17 protein-coding genes and 3 tRNA genes are annotated in these 17,599 nt (G+C 72.0%); 6 read left to right on the forward strand and 14 right to left on the reverse strand.

Features of this window, described 5'->3' with window-relative positions; translation table 11 throughout:
- Positions 1–83 precede the first annotated feature (83 nt).
- Entirely contained in the window at positions 84–497 is a 414-nt protein-coding gene (locus VFC33_17165) for a hypothetical protein (GenBank protein HZR14973.1), read from the reverse strand.
- Between the two features lie 164 nt (positions 498–661).
- On the opposite strand from VFC33_17165, the gene VFC33_17170 reads away from it, so the two are divergent.
- From VFC33_17170 to VFC33_17180, 3 genes are all read left to right on the forward strand, one after another.
- A tRNA-Glu gene (locus VFC33_17170) sits at positions 662–734 on the forward strand.
- A 39-nt stretch (positions 735–773) separates the two neighbouring features.
- Positions 774–848: transfer RNA gene (locus VFC33_17175), tRNA-Asp, on the forward strand.
- 79 nt (positions 849–927) lie between these two features.
- Positions 928–1,003 (forward strand) — tRNA-Phe (locus VFC33_17180).
- 242 nt (positions 1,004–1,245) lie between these two features.
- On the opposite strand, the gene VFC33_17185 is transcribed toward VFC33_17180, so the two are convergent.
- From VFC33_17185 to purF, 6 genes are all read right to left on the reverse strand, one after another.
- Positions 1,246–1,569, reverse strand: coding sequence for a GNAT family N-acetyltransferase (locus VFC33_17185; protein ID HZR14974.1), 324 nt, complete (start codon positions 1,567–1,569; stop codon positions 1,246–1,248).
- Between the two features lie 188 nt (positions 1,570–1,757).
- Positions 1,758–2,039 carry a DUF1778 domain-containing protein gene (locus VFC33_17190; GenBank protein HZR14975.1) on the reverse strand — a complete coding sequence of 94 codons (282 nt, stop codon included), beginning with the start codon at positions 2,037–2,039 and terminating at the stop codon, positions 1,758–1,760.
- 132 nt (positions 2,040–2,171) lie between these two features.
- Positions 2,172–4,706, reverse strand: coding sequence for an SEC-C metal-binding domain-containing protein (locus VFC33_17195; protein ID HZR14976.1), 2,535 nt, complete (start codon positions 4,704–4,706; stop codon positions 2,172–2,174).
- Between the two features lie 513 nt (positions 4,707–5,219).
- Positions 5,220–5,420, reverse strand: coding sequence for a BldC family transcriptional regulator (locus tag VFC33_17200; GenBank protein ID HZR14977.1), 201 nt, complete (start codon positions 5,418–5,420; stop codon positions 5,220–5,222).
- Positions 5,421–5,747: 327 nt separating this feature from the next.
- On the reverse strand, positions 5,748–6,806 hold the full coding sequence (gene purM / locus VFC33_17205; GenBank protein ID HZR14978.1) for a phosphoribosylformylglycinamidine cyclo-ligase: 1,059 nt from the start codon (positions 6,804–6,806) through the stop codon (positions 5,748–5,750).
- A 1-nt stretch (position 6,807) separates the two neighbouring features.
- On the reverse strand, positions 6,808–8,271 hold the full coding sequence (gene purF / locus VFC33_17210) for an amidophosphoribosyltransferase (GenBank protein HZR14979.1): 1,464 nt from the start codon (positions 8,269–8,271) through the stop codon (positions 6,808–6,810).
- A 90-nt stretch (positions 8,272–8,361) separates the two neighbouring features.
- Here purF and cysC point away from each other — a divergent pair, with 90 nt between their 5' ends.
- Positions 8,362–8,898, forward strand: a complete 537-nt coding sequence (cysC, locus tag VFC33_17215) for an adenylyl-sulfate kinase (protein ID HZR14980.1) — start codon at positions 8,362–8,364, stop codon at positions 8,896–8,898.
- Positions 8,895–9,737 carry a PHP domain-containing protein gene (locus VFC33_17220; GenBank protein HZR14981.1) on the forward strand — a complete coding sequence of 281 codons (843 nt, stop codon included), beginning with the start codon at positions 8,895–8,897 and terminating at the stop codon, positions 9,735–9,737. The genes cysC and VFC33_17220 overlap by 4 nt, the downstream gene beginning before the upstream one ends.
- A gap of 53 nt (positions 9,738–9,790) precedes the next feature.
- Here the strand turns inward: VFC33_17220 and purL are convergent, their stop codons facing one another.
- Entirely contained in the window at positions 9,791–12,037 is a 2,247-nt protein-coding gene (gene purL / locus VFC33_17225) for a phosphoribosylformylglycinamidine synthase subunit PurL (GenBank protein ID HZR14982.1), read from the reverse strand.
- A gap of 113 nt (positions 12,038–12,150) precedes the next feature.
- Here purL and VFC33_17230 point away from each other — a divergent pair, with 113 nt between their 5' ends.
- Positions 12,151–12,540 (forward strand): hypothetical protein, encoded by a 390-nt coding sequence (locus tag VFC33_17230; GenBank protein ID HZR14983.1) that lies wholly within the window; start codon positions 12,151–12,153, stop codon positions 12,538–12,540.
- A gap of 17 nt (positions 12,541–12,557) precedes the next feature.
- Here VFC33_17230 and pyrE read toward each other — a convergent pair whose 3' ends face one another.
- Genes pyrE through purD form a run of 6 tightly spaced genes read right to left on the reverse strand, consistent with a single transcriptional unit; the run spans position 12,558 to position 17,598 of the window.
- Positions 12,558–13,106 carry an orotate phosphoribosyltransferase gene (gene pyrE, locus VFC33_17235; protein ID HZR14984.1) on the reverse strand — a complete coding sequence of 183 codons (549 nt, stop codon included), beginning with the start codon at positions 13,104–13,106 and terminating at the stop codon, positions 12,558–12,560.
- Positions 13,103–13,789 carry a phosphoribosylformylglycinamidine synthase subunit PurQ gene (gene purQ, locus VFC33_17240; GenBank protein HZR14985.1) on the reverse strand — a complete coding sequence of 229 codons (687 nt, stop codon included), beginning with the start codon at positions 13,787–13,789 and terminating at the stop codon, positions 13,103–13,105. Before purQ ends, pyrE begins: the two co-directional genes overlap by 4 nt.
- Positions 13,786–14,052: a phosphoribosylformylglycinamidine synthase subunit PurS gene (gene purS / locus VFC33_17245; protein HZR14986.1), complete on the reverse strand. Its 267-nt coding sequence runs from the start codon at positions 14,050–14,052 to the stop codon at positions 13,786–13,788. Before purS ends, purQ begins: the two co-directional genes overlap by 4 nt.
- Before the next feature lie 53 nt (positions 14,053–14,105).
- Positions 14,106–14,990, reverse strand: a complete 885-nt coding sequence (locus VFC33_17250) for a phosphoribosylaminoimidazolesuccinocarboxamide synthase (protein ID HZR14987.1) — start codon at positions 14,988–14,990, stop codon at positions 14,106–14,108.
- Positions 14,987–16,312 (reverse strand): adenylosuccinate lyase, encoded by a 1,326-nt coding sequence (gene purB, locus VFC33_17255; GenBank protein HZR14988.1) that lies wholly within the window; start codon positions 16,310–16,312, stop codon positions 14,987–14,989. Before purB ends, VFC33_17250 begins: the two co-directional genes overlap by 4 nt.
- Complete coding sequence (gene purD, locus VFC33_17260; protein HZR14989.1) at positions 16,309–17,598, reverse strand: phosphoribosylamine--glycine ligase; 1,290 nt, start codon at positions 17,596–17,598, stop codon at positions 16,309–16,311. Before purD ends, purB begins: the two co-directional genes overlap by 4 nt.
- Position 17,599: the final 1 nt, after the last annotated feature.

Raw genomic sequence — 17,599 nt, forward strand, 5'->3', positions numbered from 1 at the left:
GCGGGTCTGCGGCACCGGGGCGCGCGCGTACCCTCGCCGCGGACGCGCGACACCACCACGTTCAGACGCGGACCCGCGCCCGGTCAGTCGATGAACGCGCGCGCGCCGACGAGCAGGGCGGGCGCGATGTCGCGCGGCGCGCGCTCGCGCAGCGCCCACAGCGGCGTGCGACCGCCGAGCGAGAGGTTCGGCGTCGCGAACCAGGTCGTGACCACGTCGTCGGGGACCTGGTGGTCGTCGAACGTCGCGAACAGCGTGTCGATCAGCCGGAGCCTGGCCTCCATCTCGGGCGGCAGCGGCAGCCAGCCCTCGCACCAGTCGTCGAGGACGCTCGGCGGCGCGCCGGTCAGCTCGCCCATCAGCTCGTCCCCGGCCCGCTCACGCAGTCCCGCGACGAGTCCGAGCACCTGCGTCGACACGAGCGCGTGATACCCGTCGACACCGACGAAGCGCTCGCGCGCGAGGTCGACGACGCGCGCGTCTCGCCCCTGGTTCATCCCGCGCCTCCCTGTGACCCGCCCCTGGGCCGCCGGGCACAGTGCCACGCTGCGTGGTAGGGGTGCAACGGTCGCAGCACATCGCGTGACGAACCCGCGGACCGGAACCCCTGGCCGCTTCACGGGCCGACGCTGGTACGATGCGCTACCTCCGGTGGAGTCGGGCCCCCATCGTCTAGCGGCCCAGGACGCCGCCCTTTCAAGGCGGTAGCGGGGATTCGAATTCCCCTGGGGGCACGTTCGGGCGCCGCGTCACGCGGCACCGGAACGCAGACTGGTCCTGTGGTGCAGTTTGGAGTGCACGCCGCCCTGTCAAGGCGGAGGCCGCGGGTTCAAATCCCGTCAGGACCGCGCACCACGGAAGCACGGAGACGAAGCGGAAGCCTGGGCGGAGCCCGGGAGGCCGAAGCGGAGTCGACCCAGCAAGCACGGCCGGGTAGCTCAGTCGGCAGAGCACACGCCTGAAAAGCGTGGGGTCACCGGATCGACGCCGGTCCCGGCCACCACACGAAAGTGCTGATCATAGGCCGAATTGGTTCCTTCCTGGCGTGTTCGGCGGCGGTGCTTCGCTGTCCGAATTGTCGATCTCGTGCCACGCGCGTGCCACTTCGACGCGGGCCTCAGGTGCGTGCCGCGGCACCCAGCGACCATGCTGACATCGACGCGACACGAACGCGCTTGAATGGGGTCGCGGCCCGTAGGGTCGCCGCGATCGCAGGAAGGTAGCGACCGATCCCTCGCAGGCGAGTCAGCCCAGGGTCCGGCGGATGTCCTTCACGAGCAGGAAGAGATGGAGATCGTCGGTGGGCGACGTCTCGAACTCCGGCACGAGGTGCAGGTAGAAGTCCCTGGCGTCGGGCGTCTCGGCGTGGACGAGGAGACCCCGGCAGCCGATCTCCTCACCGAGGGCATAGGTCCGGGCGATCACGTCCTGGAGGAGCGCGGCGCCGAGGCCGCGCCCCTCGTGGGCGGAGTCGACGCCGAGGCGGGCGAGAAGCGCGACGGGTTGCGGGTACCGACCCGCCCCTCTCCGCACGCGCGGCGGCGCGTCGGCCAGCGAGACGCTCGCCATGCACCAGGCGTAGTAGGCGACCACCGCGTTGGAGTCGATCGGAGTGACGACGAGGACGCGCGTCGTCCCGGAGTTGGCGGACTGGCGAGCGTGCCGGCGCAGCCACTCGGTCTGTTCCGGTGACCGGCACTCGAACCCATCGAGTTCGTGTCCCGTGGCGAGCAGTGCGGGTGGCCGATAGGCGCCCGTCACTCCGTGCTGAACGGCGCGGGGCGATCCATGAGCCGACGCAAACCCGGGAGCTCCCGCGCCCGACGGCGATTGACCGCCTCCCACGCGGCCGCGGACGCGGCGTCGAGCGTGAATTCGGTTCGGTCTGCGAGCACACGGCGAGCCGCGATGGTGAGGTTGGAGATCACGAACTCGGTGAGATCCGTCCCCTGCTCGGCCACCGCACGATCGATCAACGCACGCTCGTCCTTGGTGGTTCGAACCTCGAGCCGCTCCCGGCGCAGCCGCGTCGTGGTCATCGTCGACTCCCTGTCGGCTGTCCTAGGCTGTCCGGCCATTGTACGGCCACACGCCTCTTTCGGCAACCCTGTCGCGCCGTGTCGGGCACGTCGCACGCGACCACCGGGACGGCGTTCGTGTGACGCGACCGTCTACAGCCCGAGCGCGGCACGCAGCCGTCGCGGGTTCATGACCGCGACGTCCGGGTCGTCGGGGTCGGGGAACTCGTCGAGGAGATGTGCGAGCTCCTCCCTCCCGACGGGATCGTCGGCCGCCTCACGTGGTGTGCGGCCGCCGAGCGCGGGAATCGGTTCGTCGAGCCAGCGGCGTTCCTGATCGGCGATGAACGCGGCGAGCGCGTCTCGGAGCGCGGGATCGTCCGCTCGCACGGGCGCCGCGGTCGACGAGTCGGGTTCGTGGTCCGCGAGGGCGTCGGTGAGGGACCGCGCGGCGTCGTCGATGAGGGTCGCGTCAGGAATCACGGCCGCGATCGCCGCCTTCAGCGCCGCGGCACGCTCCCGCGAGTTGACCTCGCCGATGAGCTCGTCGCCGGCGACCTCGACCCGGGCGACAACGGTGCGGTCCCCGACCGATGAGCGTTGCGTCAGGTGCCAGACCGACTGGTCGTCGGCGCGTTCGTACCCGGCGTCGCGCAGCGCACGTTCGACCGTCGACGGATCACCGATGCTCCAGCGGAGCGTGTGCAGTTCGAGATCGTGCCCATCGGCGTTCGTCAGGCGCGTCGGTCGGAGCAGGTCGCCGAGGAACGCGACGAGATCGTCCGCGTCACCGCCGTCGATGACCTCGACCAGCTCGGTGGCGGCCGCGCGGGGGACCTCGATGAACCCGCTGAAGGCGCGGTAGGTGTCGCCCACGGGGAGCGGACGTCCGGCGACGAGTGTCCCCGGGCGGGCATGCCGGTCGCGATGGGTGTTGACGACCGTGATCGATTCCCCGTGACCGATGTCGTGGAGCACCAGCCGGTCACGGTCGACGCGCTGGATCTCGAAGACGCCGCGATCGACGAGTGCCCACTGCGCGGCGAGCAGCGCTTCGTCGTCGGGCAGCAGCGCACTGCGAGCGGCGACGAACTCCGCGAAGACGCCGTCCTCGTGCAGAGCGACGTCGGCCAGGAACGGTGCATCCACGAGCTCGTCGTAGAGGGTGGCCGACTCGGACGGTTCGGCCATCGCCGCGGCGAGCGAGCGCACGCTCCTAGGGTGACGACTCCGCAGGAAGCGCACCGCCTTGTCGTAGAGCCAGCTCGCACGATCCGCGAGAGTGTGTTGCTGGGTACCGAGGTGGCAGGCCTTGTACTTGCGACCCGACCCGCACGGGCACGGATCGTTGCGTCGAGCGGCCGGACGCGGCCGTCGCAAGGCGAAGGTCGCGACTTCCTCCTTGAGCGATGCCGCGTCGCTCCGGCTCCCGTCTCCCTCGGTGTCATCGGGCGGGTCGTCAATGTCGGCGTATTCGCGCAACAGCAAGCAGGCGGTCGCTGCATCGCCGCGGTCGGACGCGAACCCGGCCGCGTCCAGCCGAGCCGGCAGGTGCGGACAGGACGCGTCGACCTCGGAGAGCAGCGCAACAGCGGTTGCCGCGTCGCCCGACCAGTCGGCGCAGCGCGCCTGCAGCCAGCGCACACCGACATGCGGCACGCCGCCGGCGCGAGCGTCGAGCGCGGCCGCCAAGGCGCGCACGTTTTCGAGTGGAATCTCACGCGTAGCGCGTTCTCGCCAGAACGCCGCGGCGACCGCTCCGTCGTCGAGCGCGGTAGCGAGCTCGCGATCGTCGACTCGGGAACTTGCCGACCCCTCGTTCGGCGAGGCCAGCACCGCGTCGAGGAGTGCAGCGAGGCGCTCGACCTGATCGGCACCGAGCTGGTAGATCACGCCGAGCCGGTTCCGGTCCTGCCACGCCCGCAGCGCATCCCAGTCGAAACCCTCCGCGGCGACGATCCCGGAGCGCTCCACGAGGCCCGCCGACCGGTACAGATCCGGCAACGGCGCTACAGGGTCGCCGATGAACGCGTCTCGATCCGCGACCAACGCCTCGTGCAGCGGACCGTCACCCGAGCTGAACACCAGCGTCGTCGGCTCCCGATCGCGAAGCGTCTCGCGTTCGAAGCGCACCGCACGGCCGAACCCAACGCGCAGCGCCGCCGTCTGGCGTTCGCTGGGACTCGGCGCAACCGAACACGGCGACCAACACAGCCCGCCACCGACCACGGCGACCGAGGCCCAACCACCCGCGAGGTCATCGAGCCAACCGTCGGATCCGAACACGACGTCGGTGTCACGATCATCCAACCAGAGGCCGTCGGTCTCCAGCCGTCCGAGAACCGTCCCCGACCGATCTACGAGATCGACGCCACCGGCGACCAGCCACCAGCCGAGCGGCGCCAACCACGGATGCATCCGGACGAACCCGTCGGCCGCGTCGCCGGGATCCACCCACACCGTCCAGGTCGTCCCTTCCACGACGGCCGGCACGAAGATCGTCCCACCGGCGACGTCAGCGAAGCGCGTGTCGAACTGCAAGAACCGGTCGATCCGGCCACGCACCGACGACCTCGATCCGGACACCACGCCGCGTGCGACGAGCGCGTCCGTGATCGCATCCCGGTCCAACACGCCCGTCCCGAGCACGCCGACGATCGACTCGGCCAGCCCGCCATCCCCGACCACGCCACGATCATGCTCGATCGCCGCGCTCGACCGACGGTCGCGCGAACTGACGACGCCGTCCGCCGGCGAAGGCTGTGCACCGCGCAGTACCGGTCCGTGACTGCGCTCTCGTGGTGCGCAACATCGAGGTGTTCATGAGACGGCGTCCGCAAGGCGAGGGGCGCGCGGAACCCGCCGCGTGACCGCGATCTCGACGGCCGCCTACGGTCCGCGTCACCGGCTGCCGTAGCCCGTGCCATGTGCGTGCCACTTCCGACGCGCAACCAGGTGTCCTGACGGTCGACCAGCGGTCCGCCAAGAGTCGGCCTGACCAGCGGCAACGCTCCCCGACCAGGCGCGACGCGAAACGGCTCAGCGGTCTGAAAAGCGTGGGGTCACCGGATCGACGCCGGTCCCGGCCACCACATCGAGCACGACCGGGGACGTCGAGCGCGCAATGGGCGCGGACGCGCAACGACGCGCCCGCGTGATGCGGACGCGTCGGAACGTCGAGCGCGCGTCGCGCTCGGAGGCTCAGAGCTGCGAGCTGTCCTCGACCTGCTCGAGGAACCGCCGGATCTCCGAAGCCCGGAAGCGGCGGTGGCCGCCGAGCGTCCGGATCGCGGAGATCTTGCCCGCGCGTGCCCACCGGGTGACCGTCTTCGGGTTGACCCGGAACATCGCTGCCACCTCCGACGGCGTGAGCAACGCGTCCTGGTCGGGCGTTCCCTGCATGGGTCCTCCAGTTGTCATCTGGTCCCGCCGCCCCCCGCGCCGGCACCGGATCGCCCCAGCCCCCTGCAGATCGCCGACGGTCGCCCCCGGAAGAATCAGCCTGTCCGATTCGTCCGCGAGCGGATCGTCTGGGCGAACCCTGGTTCGATCAGCGTGATTGTATCAATGCGACCCCCTCGGGGCGACGAGTCCGTCCGCGACCAGCGGGTCCGAGAGGGTGGAACGGCCTCGCACGCCCTGTATCGGCCGCGAAGCCCCGAACCTGGAGAGGCTTTCGCAAACCGCCGTTCACCTCCGGTTTCGGACACATCTCCGGCCCGGCCGGGGTCAGCGGCTCCCGAGGGTCACGGTCCCGTGCCCCGCCCGGATCTCGCCCACGACCCAGGCGTCGTGCCCCTGTCCGTGGATCGCGGCGAGTGCTGCGGGGGCGTCGGCGGGCTCGACGACCGCGAGCATCCCGAGACCGAGGTTGAAGACGCGCGCCATCTCGTCGTCGGGGACCGCACCGGCCTGCTGGACCTCGGCGAAGATCCGGGGCTCGGTCCAGGTTCCCCGCTCGACGACCGCGTCGCACTCACGGGGAAGGACCCGCGCGAGGTTCCCCGGGATGCCGCCCCCGGTGACGTGCGCGAACGCGTGCACGTCGACCCGAGCCCGGAGCTCGGCCATGACGGGCGCGTAGACGACGCTCGGGACGAGCAGCTCGTCGCCGAGCGAGCGGTCCGCGCCGGGCCACGCGGGCTCATCGAGCGACCGTTGCGCGACCTCGAGCAGCGCGCGCCGGGCCAGCGAGTAGCCGTTCGAGCGCAGGCCCGGGCTCGCGATGCCGACGACCGTGTCGCCGGGACCGACGCCGGCGGGGAGCACACGGTCACGCTCGACGACCCCGACCGCGAAGCCGACGAGGTCGAACTCGCCCGGCTCCATGACGCCGGGGTGCTCGGACATCTCGCCACCGAGCAGCGCGCACCGCGCCTCGCGACACCCGCGCGCGACGCCGCTCACGATCTGCTCGACGGTCTCGGGGACGAGCCGCCCGACGGACACGTAGTCGAGGAAGAACAGCGGCTCCGCGCCCGTCGTCGCGATGTCGTCGACGCACATGGCGACGACATCGACGCCGATCGTGTCGTAGCGCCCGACGATGCGCGCGATCGCCGACTTCGTGCCGACGCCGTCGGTCGACGCGACGAGCAACGGGTCGCGCGCGCTCAGCCGGGCGAGCGAGAACAGGCCGCCGAAGCCGCCGATGTCGCCGACCACTTCGGGACGCGCGGTGGAGCGCACGTGGGCCTTGATGAGCTCGACGGCCTTCTCGCCCGCGTCGATGTCGACGCCCGCGTCGGCGTAGCGCAGCGGGCGTGCGGTGTCGCCGGCGTCGCCCAACTCAGCGGGACGCGGGCTCGGTGAGGTCGACGTCGACCACCTCGAGCACGTGCTTCGCGTCCGCGCCCGGCACGTCGACCGGGTACTCGCCGGTGAGGCAGGCCGTGCAGAACGCGCTCGGCGGCGCGCCCGTCGCCGCGGTGAGACGGTCGAGCTCGAGGTACGCCAGCGAGTCGGCGTTGATGTAGTCGCGGATCTCGCCGACGGACATGTCCGCCGCCAGCAGCTCGGAGCGCCGCCCGGTGTCCATGCCGAAGAAGCACGGCCAGCGGTACGGCGGCGACGACACGCGGAAGTGCACCTCGGCCGCGCCCGCCTCGCGCAACATGGCGACCACCTGGCGCGTCGTCGTGCCGCGCACGATCGAGTCGTCGACCACGACGAGCCGCTTCCCGCGGATGTTCTCGGGGATCGGGTTGAGCTTCATGCGCACGCCGAGCCCGCGTTCGCGCTGCGTCGGCTGGATGAACGTGCGCCCGACGTAGCGGTTCTTCACGAGCCCGTCGCCGTAAGGGATGCCGGACGCGCGCGCGAAACCCTGCGCGGCCGGCACACCCGACTCGGGCACGGGCATCACCATGTCGGCCGCGACCGGCGCCTGCCGTGCGAGCTCCTCACCCATGCGCTGGCGCGCCGCGTGCACGCGGTTGCCGTACAGCTCGCTGTCGGGCCGGGCGAAGTACACGAACTCGAACAAGCAGAGGTTCGGCGCCGGCTCGGCGAAGCGGTGCGACCGCACGCCGTTCGCGTCGATCACGACCATCTCACCGGGCTCGACCTCGCGGACGAAGTGCGCGCCGATGATGTCGAGCGCGGCCGTCTCGCTGGCGACGACCCAGCCGTCCTCGATGCGGCCGAGCACGAGCGGCCGGAAGCCGTGCCGGTCGCGCACGCCGACGAGGTGCGCCTCGTCCATCAGCACGAACGAGAACGCGCCGTCGAGCCGGGGGAGCACCCGCTCGAGCGCGACCTCGAGGTCACGACCGTCGGAGCGGAGCTCGGCGCCGTACTCGCGCGCGACGAGCTCGGCGACGAGGTCGCTGTCGCTCGTGGAGTCGGCGTCCGACATGCGGGCCTCGAGCCCCGGGAGCATCCCGAGCTCACCGGCGAGCTCCGCGGTGTTCGTCAGGTTGCCGTTGTGCCCGAGCGCGAATCCCGCGTCGCCGACGGACCGGTAGACGGGCTGCGCGTTGCGCCAGTCGCTCGAGCCGGTCGTCGAGTAGCGGACGTGCCCGATCGCGAGCGGACCCTCGAGCGGCGCGAGCCGGCGCTCGTCGAACACCTGCGTGACGAGCCCCATGTCCTTCACGACGGTGACCGTCTCGCCGTCGCTCGCCGCGATCCCCGCGGACTCCTGGCCGCGGTGTTGCAGCGCGTACAGCCCGAGGTAGACGAGGTTGGCGACCGGCTCGCCGGGGGCGTACACGCCGAAGACGCCACACGCCTCGCCGATGTGGGGGTCCATCACCACGAGTATCGCACGCACGCCGCGCGCGCCCGAACCTCGTGCGGCGCGGGTCACACGCTCGCGGCGTTGCCCGGTACGTTCTCGGGCGTGCGCGGCGCGAACGACCGTGGCTTCTGCCTCTGGTTCACCGGCTTCTCCGGCGCGGGCAAGAGCACGATCGCGGACATCGTCGCGGCCCGATTGCGCGACCGGGGACACCGGGTCGAGGTCCTCGACGGCGACGAGGTGCGCGAGCACCTCTCGAAGGGACTCGGGTTCTCGAAGGAGGACCGCGACACCAACATCCGCCGCATCGGGTTCGTCGCGTCGTTGCTCGCCCGCAACGGCGTCGTCGCGATCACTGCCGCGATCTCCCCCTACCGCGAAGTGCGCGACGAGGTCCGCAGATGGATCGACGACTTCGTCGAGGTGTGGGTCGACACGCCCCTCGAACGCTGCGAGGAACGCGACGTCAAGGGCCTGTACGCGCGGGCGCGATCGGGCGAGGTCGCGGCGTTCACCGGCGTGTCCGACCCGTACGAGCCGCCGCTGCGACCCGAGGTCCACGTGCGCACCGAGGGCGCGACGCCCGAGCAGTCGGCCGCGGTCGTGCTCGCCTATCTCGAGTCGCGCGGGCTCGCGTGATCGACCTGCACTGCCACTCGACCGTCTCGGACGGGACCGACAGCCCGACCGCGCTCGTCGACCTCGCCCGAGCGGCCGGACTGCATGCCCTCGCGATCACGGACCACGACACGCTCGACCACGTCGACGAGTCGGTGCGCGCGGGCGCGGCGGTCGGCGTGCGTGTCGTCCCGGCGTGCGAGCTGTCGTGCACGACGCCACCCGGCGTCGGGACCATGCACCTGCTCGTCTACTTCCCGGCCGCGCAGGGCGCGCTCGAAGACGCGCTCTTCGCTCTCCGAGGCGGGCGCGACGAGCGCAACATGCAGATCGTCGAGCGTCTGCGCGAGACGGGCGTCGACATCACGATGGCGGACGTGCTGCGCGAAACGGGGGACGGCACGGTCGGGCGCCCGCACATCGCGGCGGCCTTGGTGCACAAGGGCTACGTCGACTCGATCGACGAGGCGTTCGACACGTGGCTCGCACGCGGACGTCCCGCGTACCTCGAGCGCACGCGCTTGTCGCCCGGGGACGCGATCCGCCTCGCGCACGACGCTGGCGCGGTGACGTCGCTCGCGCACCCGGGTTCGCTCGACCTCGACGACGACGCGCTCGACGGGTTCGTCGGCGCGCTCGTCGACGACGGGCTCGACGCGCTCGAGTGCGAGTACGCGCGCTACACGCGGGAGGAGCGCGACGAGTACCGCGCGCTCGCCGGCCGTCACGGGCTCCTCCCGACCGGCGGGTCCGACTACCACGGCGCCTACAAGCCGGACCTGCGGCTCGGCGTCGGCCGGGGCGACCTCGATGTCCCCGACGAATGGCTCGACGCGCTCGAGGCGCGCCGACCGCGCTGATGCTTCGATGAAGCGTGAGTCGGTCCAGAACCGACTCCGCGCTCGATGAAGCGTCAGTGACTCGTCGTCACGCCGAGCGCGTTGGGGATCGCGTCGCGCCACGCGCGCGTCGCGGCAGCGAGCGACACGTCGAACGCGCCCGTCGCGACGAGGCGGTCGCCGCCCGTCTCCCCGATGTCGGCGGCGGGGACGCCGGCTTCGCGCGCGCGCCCGAGGACGTCGCCGACCCGCGCCGGCGACACGCCGACGACGACGCGTGACGCCGACTCGCTGAAGCACGCGGCCGCGGGCGCGACGTCACCGGGCACGTCGTCGAGGTTTACCGCGAAGCCGGTCGAGCCCGCGATCGCCATCTCCGCGAGCGCGACGGCGAGCCCACCGTCGGCGCAGTCGTGGACGGCGTCGACGACCCGCTCGGCGACGAGCGCGCGCACGAGGTCGTGCAACGCTGACGCGGCATCGACGTCGGCCGACGGCGCGCGGCCCGTCCGCATGCCGTGCCGCGACGCCCACTCCGACCCACCGAGCTCGGGCGCGGTCGCGCCCAGCACGACGACGCGGTCGCCGGACGGGAACGCGACACCGGGCGGCACGGACACGAGCGGGTCGATCAGCCCGATCACGCCGACGACGGGTGTCGGGTCGATGTCGGCGCCGCGCGACTCGTTGTAGAAGCTGACATTGCCGCCGATGACGGGGATGCCGAGCGCGCGGCACGCCTCGGCGATGCCGTCGACGACCTCGGCGAACTGCCACATCACCTCGGGATGCTCCGGGTTCCCGAAGTTGAGGCAGTTGACGAGCGCGAGCGGGCGCGCGCCCGCGCACGCGACGTTGCGGGCGGCCTCGAGCACGACGAGGCGGCCGCCCGTGCGCGGGTCGAGCGCGCAGAAGCGCGCCTTGCCGTCGGTCGCGAGGGCGAGCCCCTTGTTTGCAGTGCCCTTCAAGCGGAGCACGGCGGCGTCGCCCCCCGGGCCGACCACCGTGTTGAGGAAGAGCTGGTGGTCGTACTGCCGCCACACCCACGACTTGTCCGCGATCGTCGGCGTCGCGAGCAGCGCGAGGAGCTCGTCCGACAGGTCGCGCCCGGCGGGGAAGCGCGCGCCGAGCTCGTTCCACGGATCCGCGGCGTTCACCGTGTCGAGCTGTGCCGGTCGCGTGGCCGGCCGGTCGTACACCGGCCCGTCGCCCAGGCTGCCCGCGGGCACGTCGGCGAGCGCGGGCGCGTCGGAACCGCCGTCGAACAGACCGTCGTAGACGCGGAAGCGGCCGGTGTCCGTGACGCGCCCGACGACCGACGCGCGGATCTCCCACCGCCGGCACAGCGCGAGCACCTCGTCGACGTCCTCGGGACGCACGATCGCGAGCATCCGCTCCTGGCTCTCCGACGTCATCACCTCGACGGGCGTCATCCCCGGCTCGCGGTGCGCGACGCGCGCGACGTCGACGTCCATGCCGACGGATCCCTTCGCCGCGGTCTCGGAGGCGGCACACGACAGGCCCGCCGCCCCGAGGTCCTGCACGCCGACCGCGAGCCCGGCGTCGAGGAGCGCGAGGCACGCCTCGATGAGCTTCTTCTCCTCGAAGGGATCCCCGACCTGGACCGACGGGCGCTTCTCCTCGGAGCCCTGCTCGAAGCCCGCCGACGCGAGGACGCTCGCGCCGCCGATGCCGTCCCGGCCGGTCGACGCCCCGAGCAGCACCGCGAGGTTGCCCAGGCCCTCCGCGCGGGCGAGGACGAGGCGCTCCTTCGGCAGCACACCGAGGCACAGCACGTTGACCAACGGGTTGTCGCGATAGCAGTCGTCGAACACGACCTCGCCGCCGACGGTCGGCACACCGACGGCGTTGCCGTATCCGCTGATCCCCGCGACGACGCCCTCGAACAGATACCGCGTGCGCCCGTCCGACAGATCGCCGAAACGCAGCGGGTCCATGAGCGCGATCGGGCGCGCACCCATGCTGAAGATGTCGCGGATGATCCCGCCGACACCGGTCGCGGCACCCTGGTACGGCTCGACGGCGGACGGATGGTTGTGGCTCTCGATGCGCACAGCGACGGCCATCCCGTCGCCGACGTCGACCACGCCCGCACCCTCGCCCGGGCCGACGAGCACCCAGGGTGCCTCGGTCGGGAACCGCCCGAGATACCGGCGAGACGACTTGTACGAGCAGTGCTCGGACCACATCACCGAGTACATGGCGAGCTCGAGCTCCGTCGGTTCACGGCCCAATTCGGCGACGACGGCGTCGAATTCGGAGTCCGTCATTCCCAGGCGGAGGTGCACCGGTTCGCTCACGATCCCTCGCGCTTGTTTCCACGTATCGCGGGCGTGGTAGAACAGCGAACCGCCGAAATCCCCCCGGCTGATTTGGAGCTGATGCGATGCCTCCCCGCCGCAAAGCCACCACGATGACCGCCGAGCACAAGCAGGCCCTCGCGCAGGGTCGTGAACAGAGCCGAGCCGTCCGGAATTACCTCGAAGCGCTCGAGCAGAACCGGCCCCGGCGAGGTCGGAAGCGGACGCCGGACTCGATCAAGCGCCGGCTCCAGGCCATCGAGGCCGGGCTGCCGGACGCATCGCCGATCCAGCGGCTGCAGATGCTCCAGGAGCGTCGTGACCTCGAGAGCGAGCTCGAGCAGAGCAGCGCGAGCGTCGACCTCGGCGCGCTCGAGAAGGCGTTCGTGAAGGCGGCTCGGCCGTACGCCGAGGCGAAGGGCATCTCGTACGCGACGTGGCGCGAGTTCGGCGTCCCCGCCGACGTGCTCGGCAAGGCCGGCATCACCCGATCCGGCTCGTAACCGATCCGACGTCGCGGTCACGAGCCGTACGCGAAGCCGAGATCCGGCGCGGTCACGACCGGGACGAACGGCACGCCGCGCTCCTCCAGCGCCGCGCCCACCTCGCCACCACGGTCGAGCAGTGCCGCGGCGCCGACGACGCGCGCGCCGTAGTCGACGATCGCGTCCACGGCCTGCAGCAACGAGCCGCCGGTCGTGATCGTGTCGTCGACGACGAGGACGCGGTCGCCCGCTTCGAGCGGGCCGGCGATGCGCCCGCCGACACCGTGGTCCTTGGCCTCCTTGCGGACCGCGAAGCCCCGTACGCCGGTCGCGAGCGCGACCGCCATCGTGACGGGGTCGGCGCCGATCGCGAGACCGCCGACCGCGTCGAACCCGTCGATCCCGGCGGCGTCGAGCGCCTCGACGATCGCCTCGCCGACGAGTGGCACGCAGTCGCCCCGGAACGTGAGGAGCCGACCGTCGACGTACCAGCTCGACGTCCGCCCCGACGCGAGCGTGAACTCACCGGTGCGGATGGCGTGGGTGCGCAGCGCGTCGACGAGCTGCTGCTGCGCGCGCCTCATGGAGCGACGGGCGCGCCGACGTCCGCGGTCGCGAGCAGCGAACGGAGCAGCACGACGCCGTCGTCCGAGCCGAGCAGGAGGTCGGACGCGCGCTCGGGGTGCGGCATCAGCCCGACGACGTTGCGACCCTCGCTGCAGATGCCCGCGATGTCGTCGAGGCTGCCATTCGGGTTGTCGACGTACCGCAGCACGACGCGATCGTCGGCGCGCAGTCGCGCGAGCGTCTCGTCGTCGCAGACGTAGTTGCCCTCGAAGTGGTTGACGGGGATGTGCAGCACCTCGCCGACGCGCGCGAGGCCGGTCAGCGCGCTGTCCGTCGTCTCGACGCGCAGCCCGACCGTCGTGCACACGAACTTCAGCCCGACGTTCTTCTGCAGCGCGCCGGGCAGCAGGCCGGCCTCGGTCAGCACCTGGAAGCCGTTGCAGATGCCGACGACCGGCCCGCCGTCGCGCGCGAACTCGGCCACCACGTCCATCACCGGTGAGAACCGCGCGATCGCGCCGGTCCGGAGGTAGTCGCCGTGCGCGAAGCCACCCGGGATCACGAGTGCGTCCGCACCCCGCAGGTCGCGGTCCGCGTGCCACACGAGCTCTGCAGCACCGCCGAGGCGCTCGACGGCCTCGACGATGTCGAGCTCGCAGTTCGTCCCCGGGAAGACGACGACGCCGACCCGGGCGGTCACGACGCACCCTCCAATTGCGTCAGCGCGACCGCGTAGTCCTCGATGACGGGGTTGGCGAGCAGGCGCCGGCACATCTCGTCGACCTGTGCGCGCGCGCCGGCCTCGTCGCGGGCTTCGAGCACGAGCGTGATCACCTTGCCGACCGTGACGTCGGCGACGTTGTCGTAGCCCAGTGCGGGGAGCGCGCGCTCGATGTTCGCCCCCTGGGGATCGAGGATGCCGGGCCGGTGCGTGATGTCGATCCGCGCTTCGAACGTCGCCATCGCGTGCCCGATGCTATCCGAGAGCGTGTGTCACTCCGGGCCGGCTCGCCCGCTCATTCGGGCGCGAACCACTCGTCGAAGCTGCGCTCGGTCAGCAGCTCGTAGGCCTCGACGTAGCGCGCTCGTGTGCCGGTGATCACGTCGTCGGGCAGGCGGGGCGCGGGCGTGGTCTGCCGGTCCCAGCCCGTGCGCAGGTAGTAGTCGCGGACGTATTGCTTGTCGAAGCTCGGCGGCGACGCGCCGACGCGGTACTCGTCCGCCGGCCAATAGCGCGACGAGTCGGGAGTGAGGATCTCGTCGATGAGCAGCAGCTCGCCGTCGACCTCACCGAACTCGACCTTCGTGTCGGCGAGGATCACGCCGCGCGCCGCCGCCCGCTCGGCGCCGAGCCGGTAGAGCGCGAGCGTCATGTCGCGCAGCTGCTCGAACCGGTCCGCGCCGACGAGCTCCGCGGCCTCGCGGTCGCTCAGCGGCTGGTCGTGACCGGTCTCGGCCTTGGTCGTCGGCGTGAACAGCGGCTCGGGGAGGCGCTCGGCCTCCTGCATGCCTGCCGGCATCGGCCGTCCCTGCACCGTCCCGCGTTCCCGGTACTCGCTCCACGCGCCGCCGAACAGGTACCCACGCGCGATGCACTCGAGCCGGATCGGGCGCGTCGTGCGGACGAGCATCGCCCGGCCCGCCACGTCGGGACCCGCGGTCTCGGGGAAGTCGGTCGGGTCGCACGAGATGACGTGGTTCGGGACGACGTCGGCGGTCTCGTCGAACCAGAACGAGGCGATGCCCGTCAGAACGCGGCCCTTGTCGGGGATCTCGTCCTCGAGCACGACGTCGAACACCGAGATCCGGTCCGACGCGACGATCAGCAGCCGGTCGTGGTCGACCTCGTACAGATCCCGGACCTTCCCGCGGTAGACGTGTGCGAGCGGAAGCTTCGTCATGCCGGTGACTCCAGCGGTTGCTGCTCCTGCGCGTCGAGCGCGTCGAACACCCGCCCGACGTTCGCGAGCGCGCGCTTCAGGTCGAAGCACGCGGCCAGCCGCTCGCCGGGCAATGCCGCGCGGACGTCGGCGTCCGCGCGCAGCACGTCGAGGAACGGCCGCCGTTGCTCCCACGTCGCCATCGCGTTCCGCTGCACGATGCGGTACGCGTCGTCGCGCGAGAGCCCGGACTCGACGAGCGCGAGGAGAACGGGCTGGCTGAACACGAGGCCGTACGACGCGTCGAGGTTCTCCAGCATCCGCTCGGGATACACGTGCATCCCCTCGACGATCGACGCGAACTTCACGAGCTCGTAGAAGGCGAGCAGGGCGGAGTCGGCCAGGACGATCCGCTCGACGGACGAGTGCGAGATGTCGCGCTCGTGCCACAGCGCGACGTCCTCGAGGCCGGCCTGCAGGTTCGCGCGCACGACGCGCGCGAGCCCGCAGAGCTGCTCGCACTTCACCGGGTTCCGCTTGTGCGGCATGGCGCTCGAGCCCTTCTGCGCGCCGGCCCGGAACGGCTCCTCGACCTCGCGGACCTCGGTGCGCTGCAGGTGCCGGATCTCGAGCGCGAACGACTCGACGGTCGCCGCCACGGACGCGCATGCGTACAGGAACTCGGCGTGGCGGTCGCGGGCGAGCACCTGCGTGGCGGGGACGGGCCGCAGGCCGAGGTGGTCGCACACGTACGCCTCGACGCGCGGGTCGACGTTCGAGTACGTGCCGACGGCACCCGACAGCTTCCCGACCGCGATCGCGTCACGCGCGCGCAGCAGCCGGACCCGGTCACGCCGGACCTGCATCGCCCACAGCGCGAGCTTGGCCCCGAACGTCGTCGGCTCGGCGTGGACGCCGTGCGTGCGGCCGACCATCGCGGTGTCGCGGAGCTCGCGTGCACGGCCCGCGATGACGGACTCCAGCGTGCCGGCGGCGTCGAGGAGCAGATCGACAGCACGCGTCAGCGTGACCGACAGCGCGGTGTCGACGACGTCGCTCGACGTCAGCCCGTAGTGCACCCAGGCACCCGCGGGCTGCCCGACGCGCTCCTGGACGACGTCGACGAACGCCGCGACGTCGTGCTCGGTGACGCGCTCGCGCTCCTCCACGGCTCGCGCGTCGAATCCCGCGCGCTCGCGCACCGCTCGGGCGTCGGCCTCCGGCACGACGCCGAGCGTCGCCCACGCCTCCGTCGCGAGGACCTCGACCTCGAGCCACGTGCCGTACTTGGCCTCGTCCGTGAAGAGGTCGGCCATCGGCGGCAACGAGTAGCGGGGGATCATGCGGACCCTTCCGTGACCGGACTCGCGGCGATGTCGCGTCGGTACCACGCGCCTTGCCACGAGATTCGCGAGGCGGCCTCGTACGCACGCTCCCGCGCGCGCTCGACCGTGTCGCCGAGCGCGGTGACGTCGAGGACGCGGCCGCCCGAGGTGACGACGCGCCCGTCGGCGTCACGCTTCGTCCCCGCGTGGAACACGACGACGTCGTCGACCTCGGCCGCACGGTCGAGACCGTCGATCGGGTCGCCGGTGCGCGGCGATGCCGGGTAGCCGTCGCTCGCCATGACGACCGTGACGCACGCGTCGTCCCGGAACCTCACCGGCGTCGTGAGCGCGCCGCGCGCGGCTTCGGCGCAGTGCGTCGCCAGGTCGCTGGCGAGACGGGGCACGACCACCTGGCACTCCGGGTCGCCGAAGCGCACGTTGTACTCGAGCACCTTCGGCCCGTCGGCCGTGAGCATGAGACCGGCATACAGCACGCCTCGGTACGCGATCCCGCGCGCCGCGAGCGTGGCGAGCGTCGGCTCGACCGCGCGTGCCATCACGTCGTCGACGAGCACGGGGTCGGCGACGGGGACGGGCGAGTACGCGCCCATGCCGCCCGTGTTGGGCCCGGTGTCGCGATCCCCGGCGCGCTTGAAGTCCTGAGCGGGCGCGAGCGGAACACCGCGCGACGAGCCGTCGCACAGCACGAGCAGGGAGAGCTCGGGACCGGTGAGACCCTCCTCGATCACGCACGTCCGCCCCGCGTCACCGAACGCCTCGCCCGACAGGTAGGCGCAGACGGCGTCGCGCGCGTCGGCGAGCGACTCCGTAACCACGACACCCTTCCCCGCGGCGAGCCCGTCCGTCTTCACCACGTAGAGGCCCGGCAACGTGTCGAGGAACGCGAGCGCGCGCTGCTCGTCGCCGGTGGAGAAGCGCGCGTGGCGTGCCGTCGGCACGCCCGCGTCGACCAACACGTCCTTCATCCACGCCTTCGAGCCCTCGAGGCGGGCGGCCTCCGCGCGCGGGCCGAACGCGGCGCGACCGCGCGCTTCGAGCGCGTCGACGGCACCGGCGACGAGCGGCGCCTCGGGCCCGACGACGGTCAGGTCGGCGTCGACGTCGTCCGCGAGCGCCGCTACGGCGGCAGCGTCGTTCACGTCGAGCGGGACGCAGCGGCCGAGCGGCGCCATGCCCGGGTTCCCGGGCGCGCAGACGAGCGTCTCGACGTCAGGCGAGCGGGCCAGCATCCACGCGAGGGCGTGCTCGCGACCGCCGGAGCCGACGACGAGGACCCGCACC

This window comes from Acidimicrobiia bacterium (assembly GCA_035651955.1).
Lineage (GTDB): Bacteria > Actinomycetota > Acidimicrobiia > IMCC26256 > JAMXLJ01 > JAMXLJ01.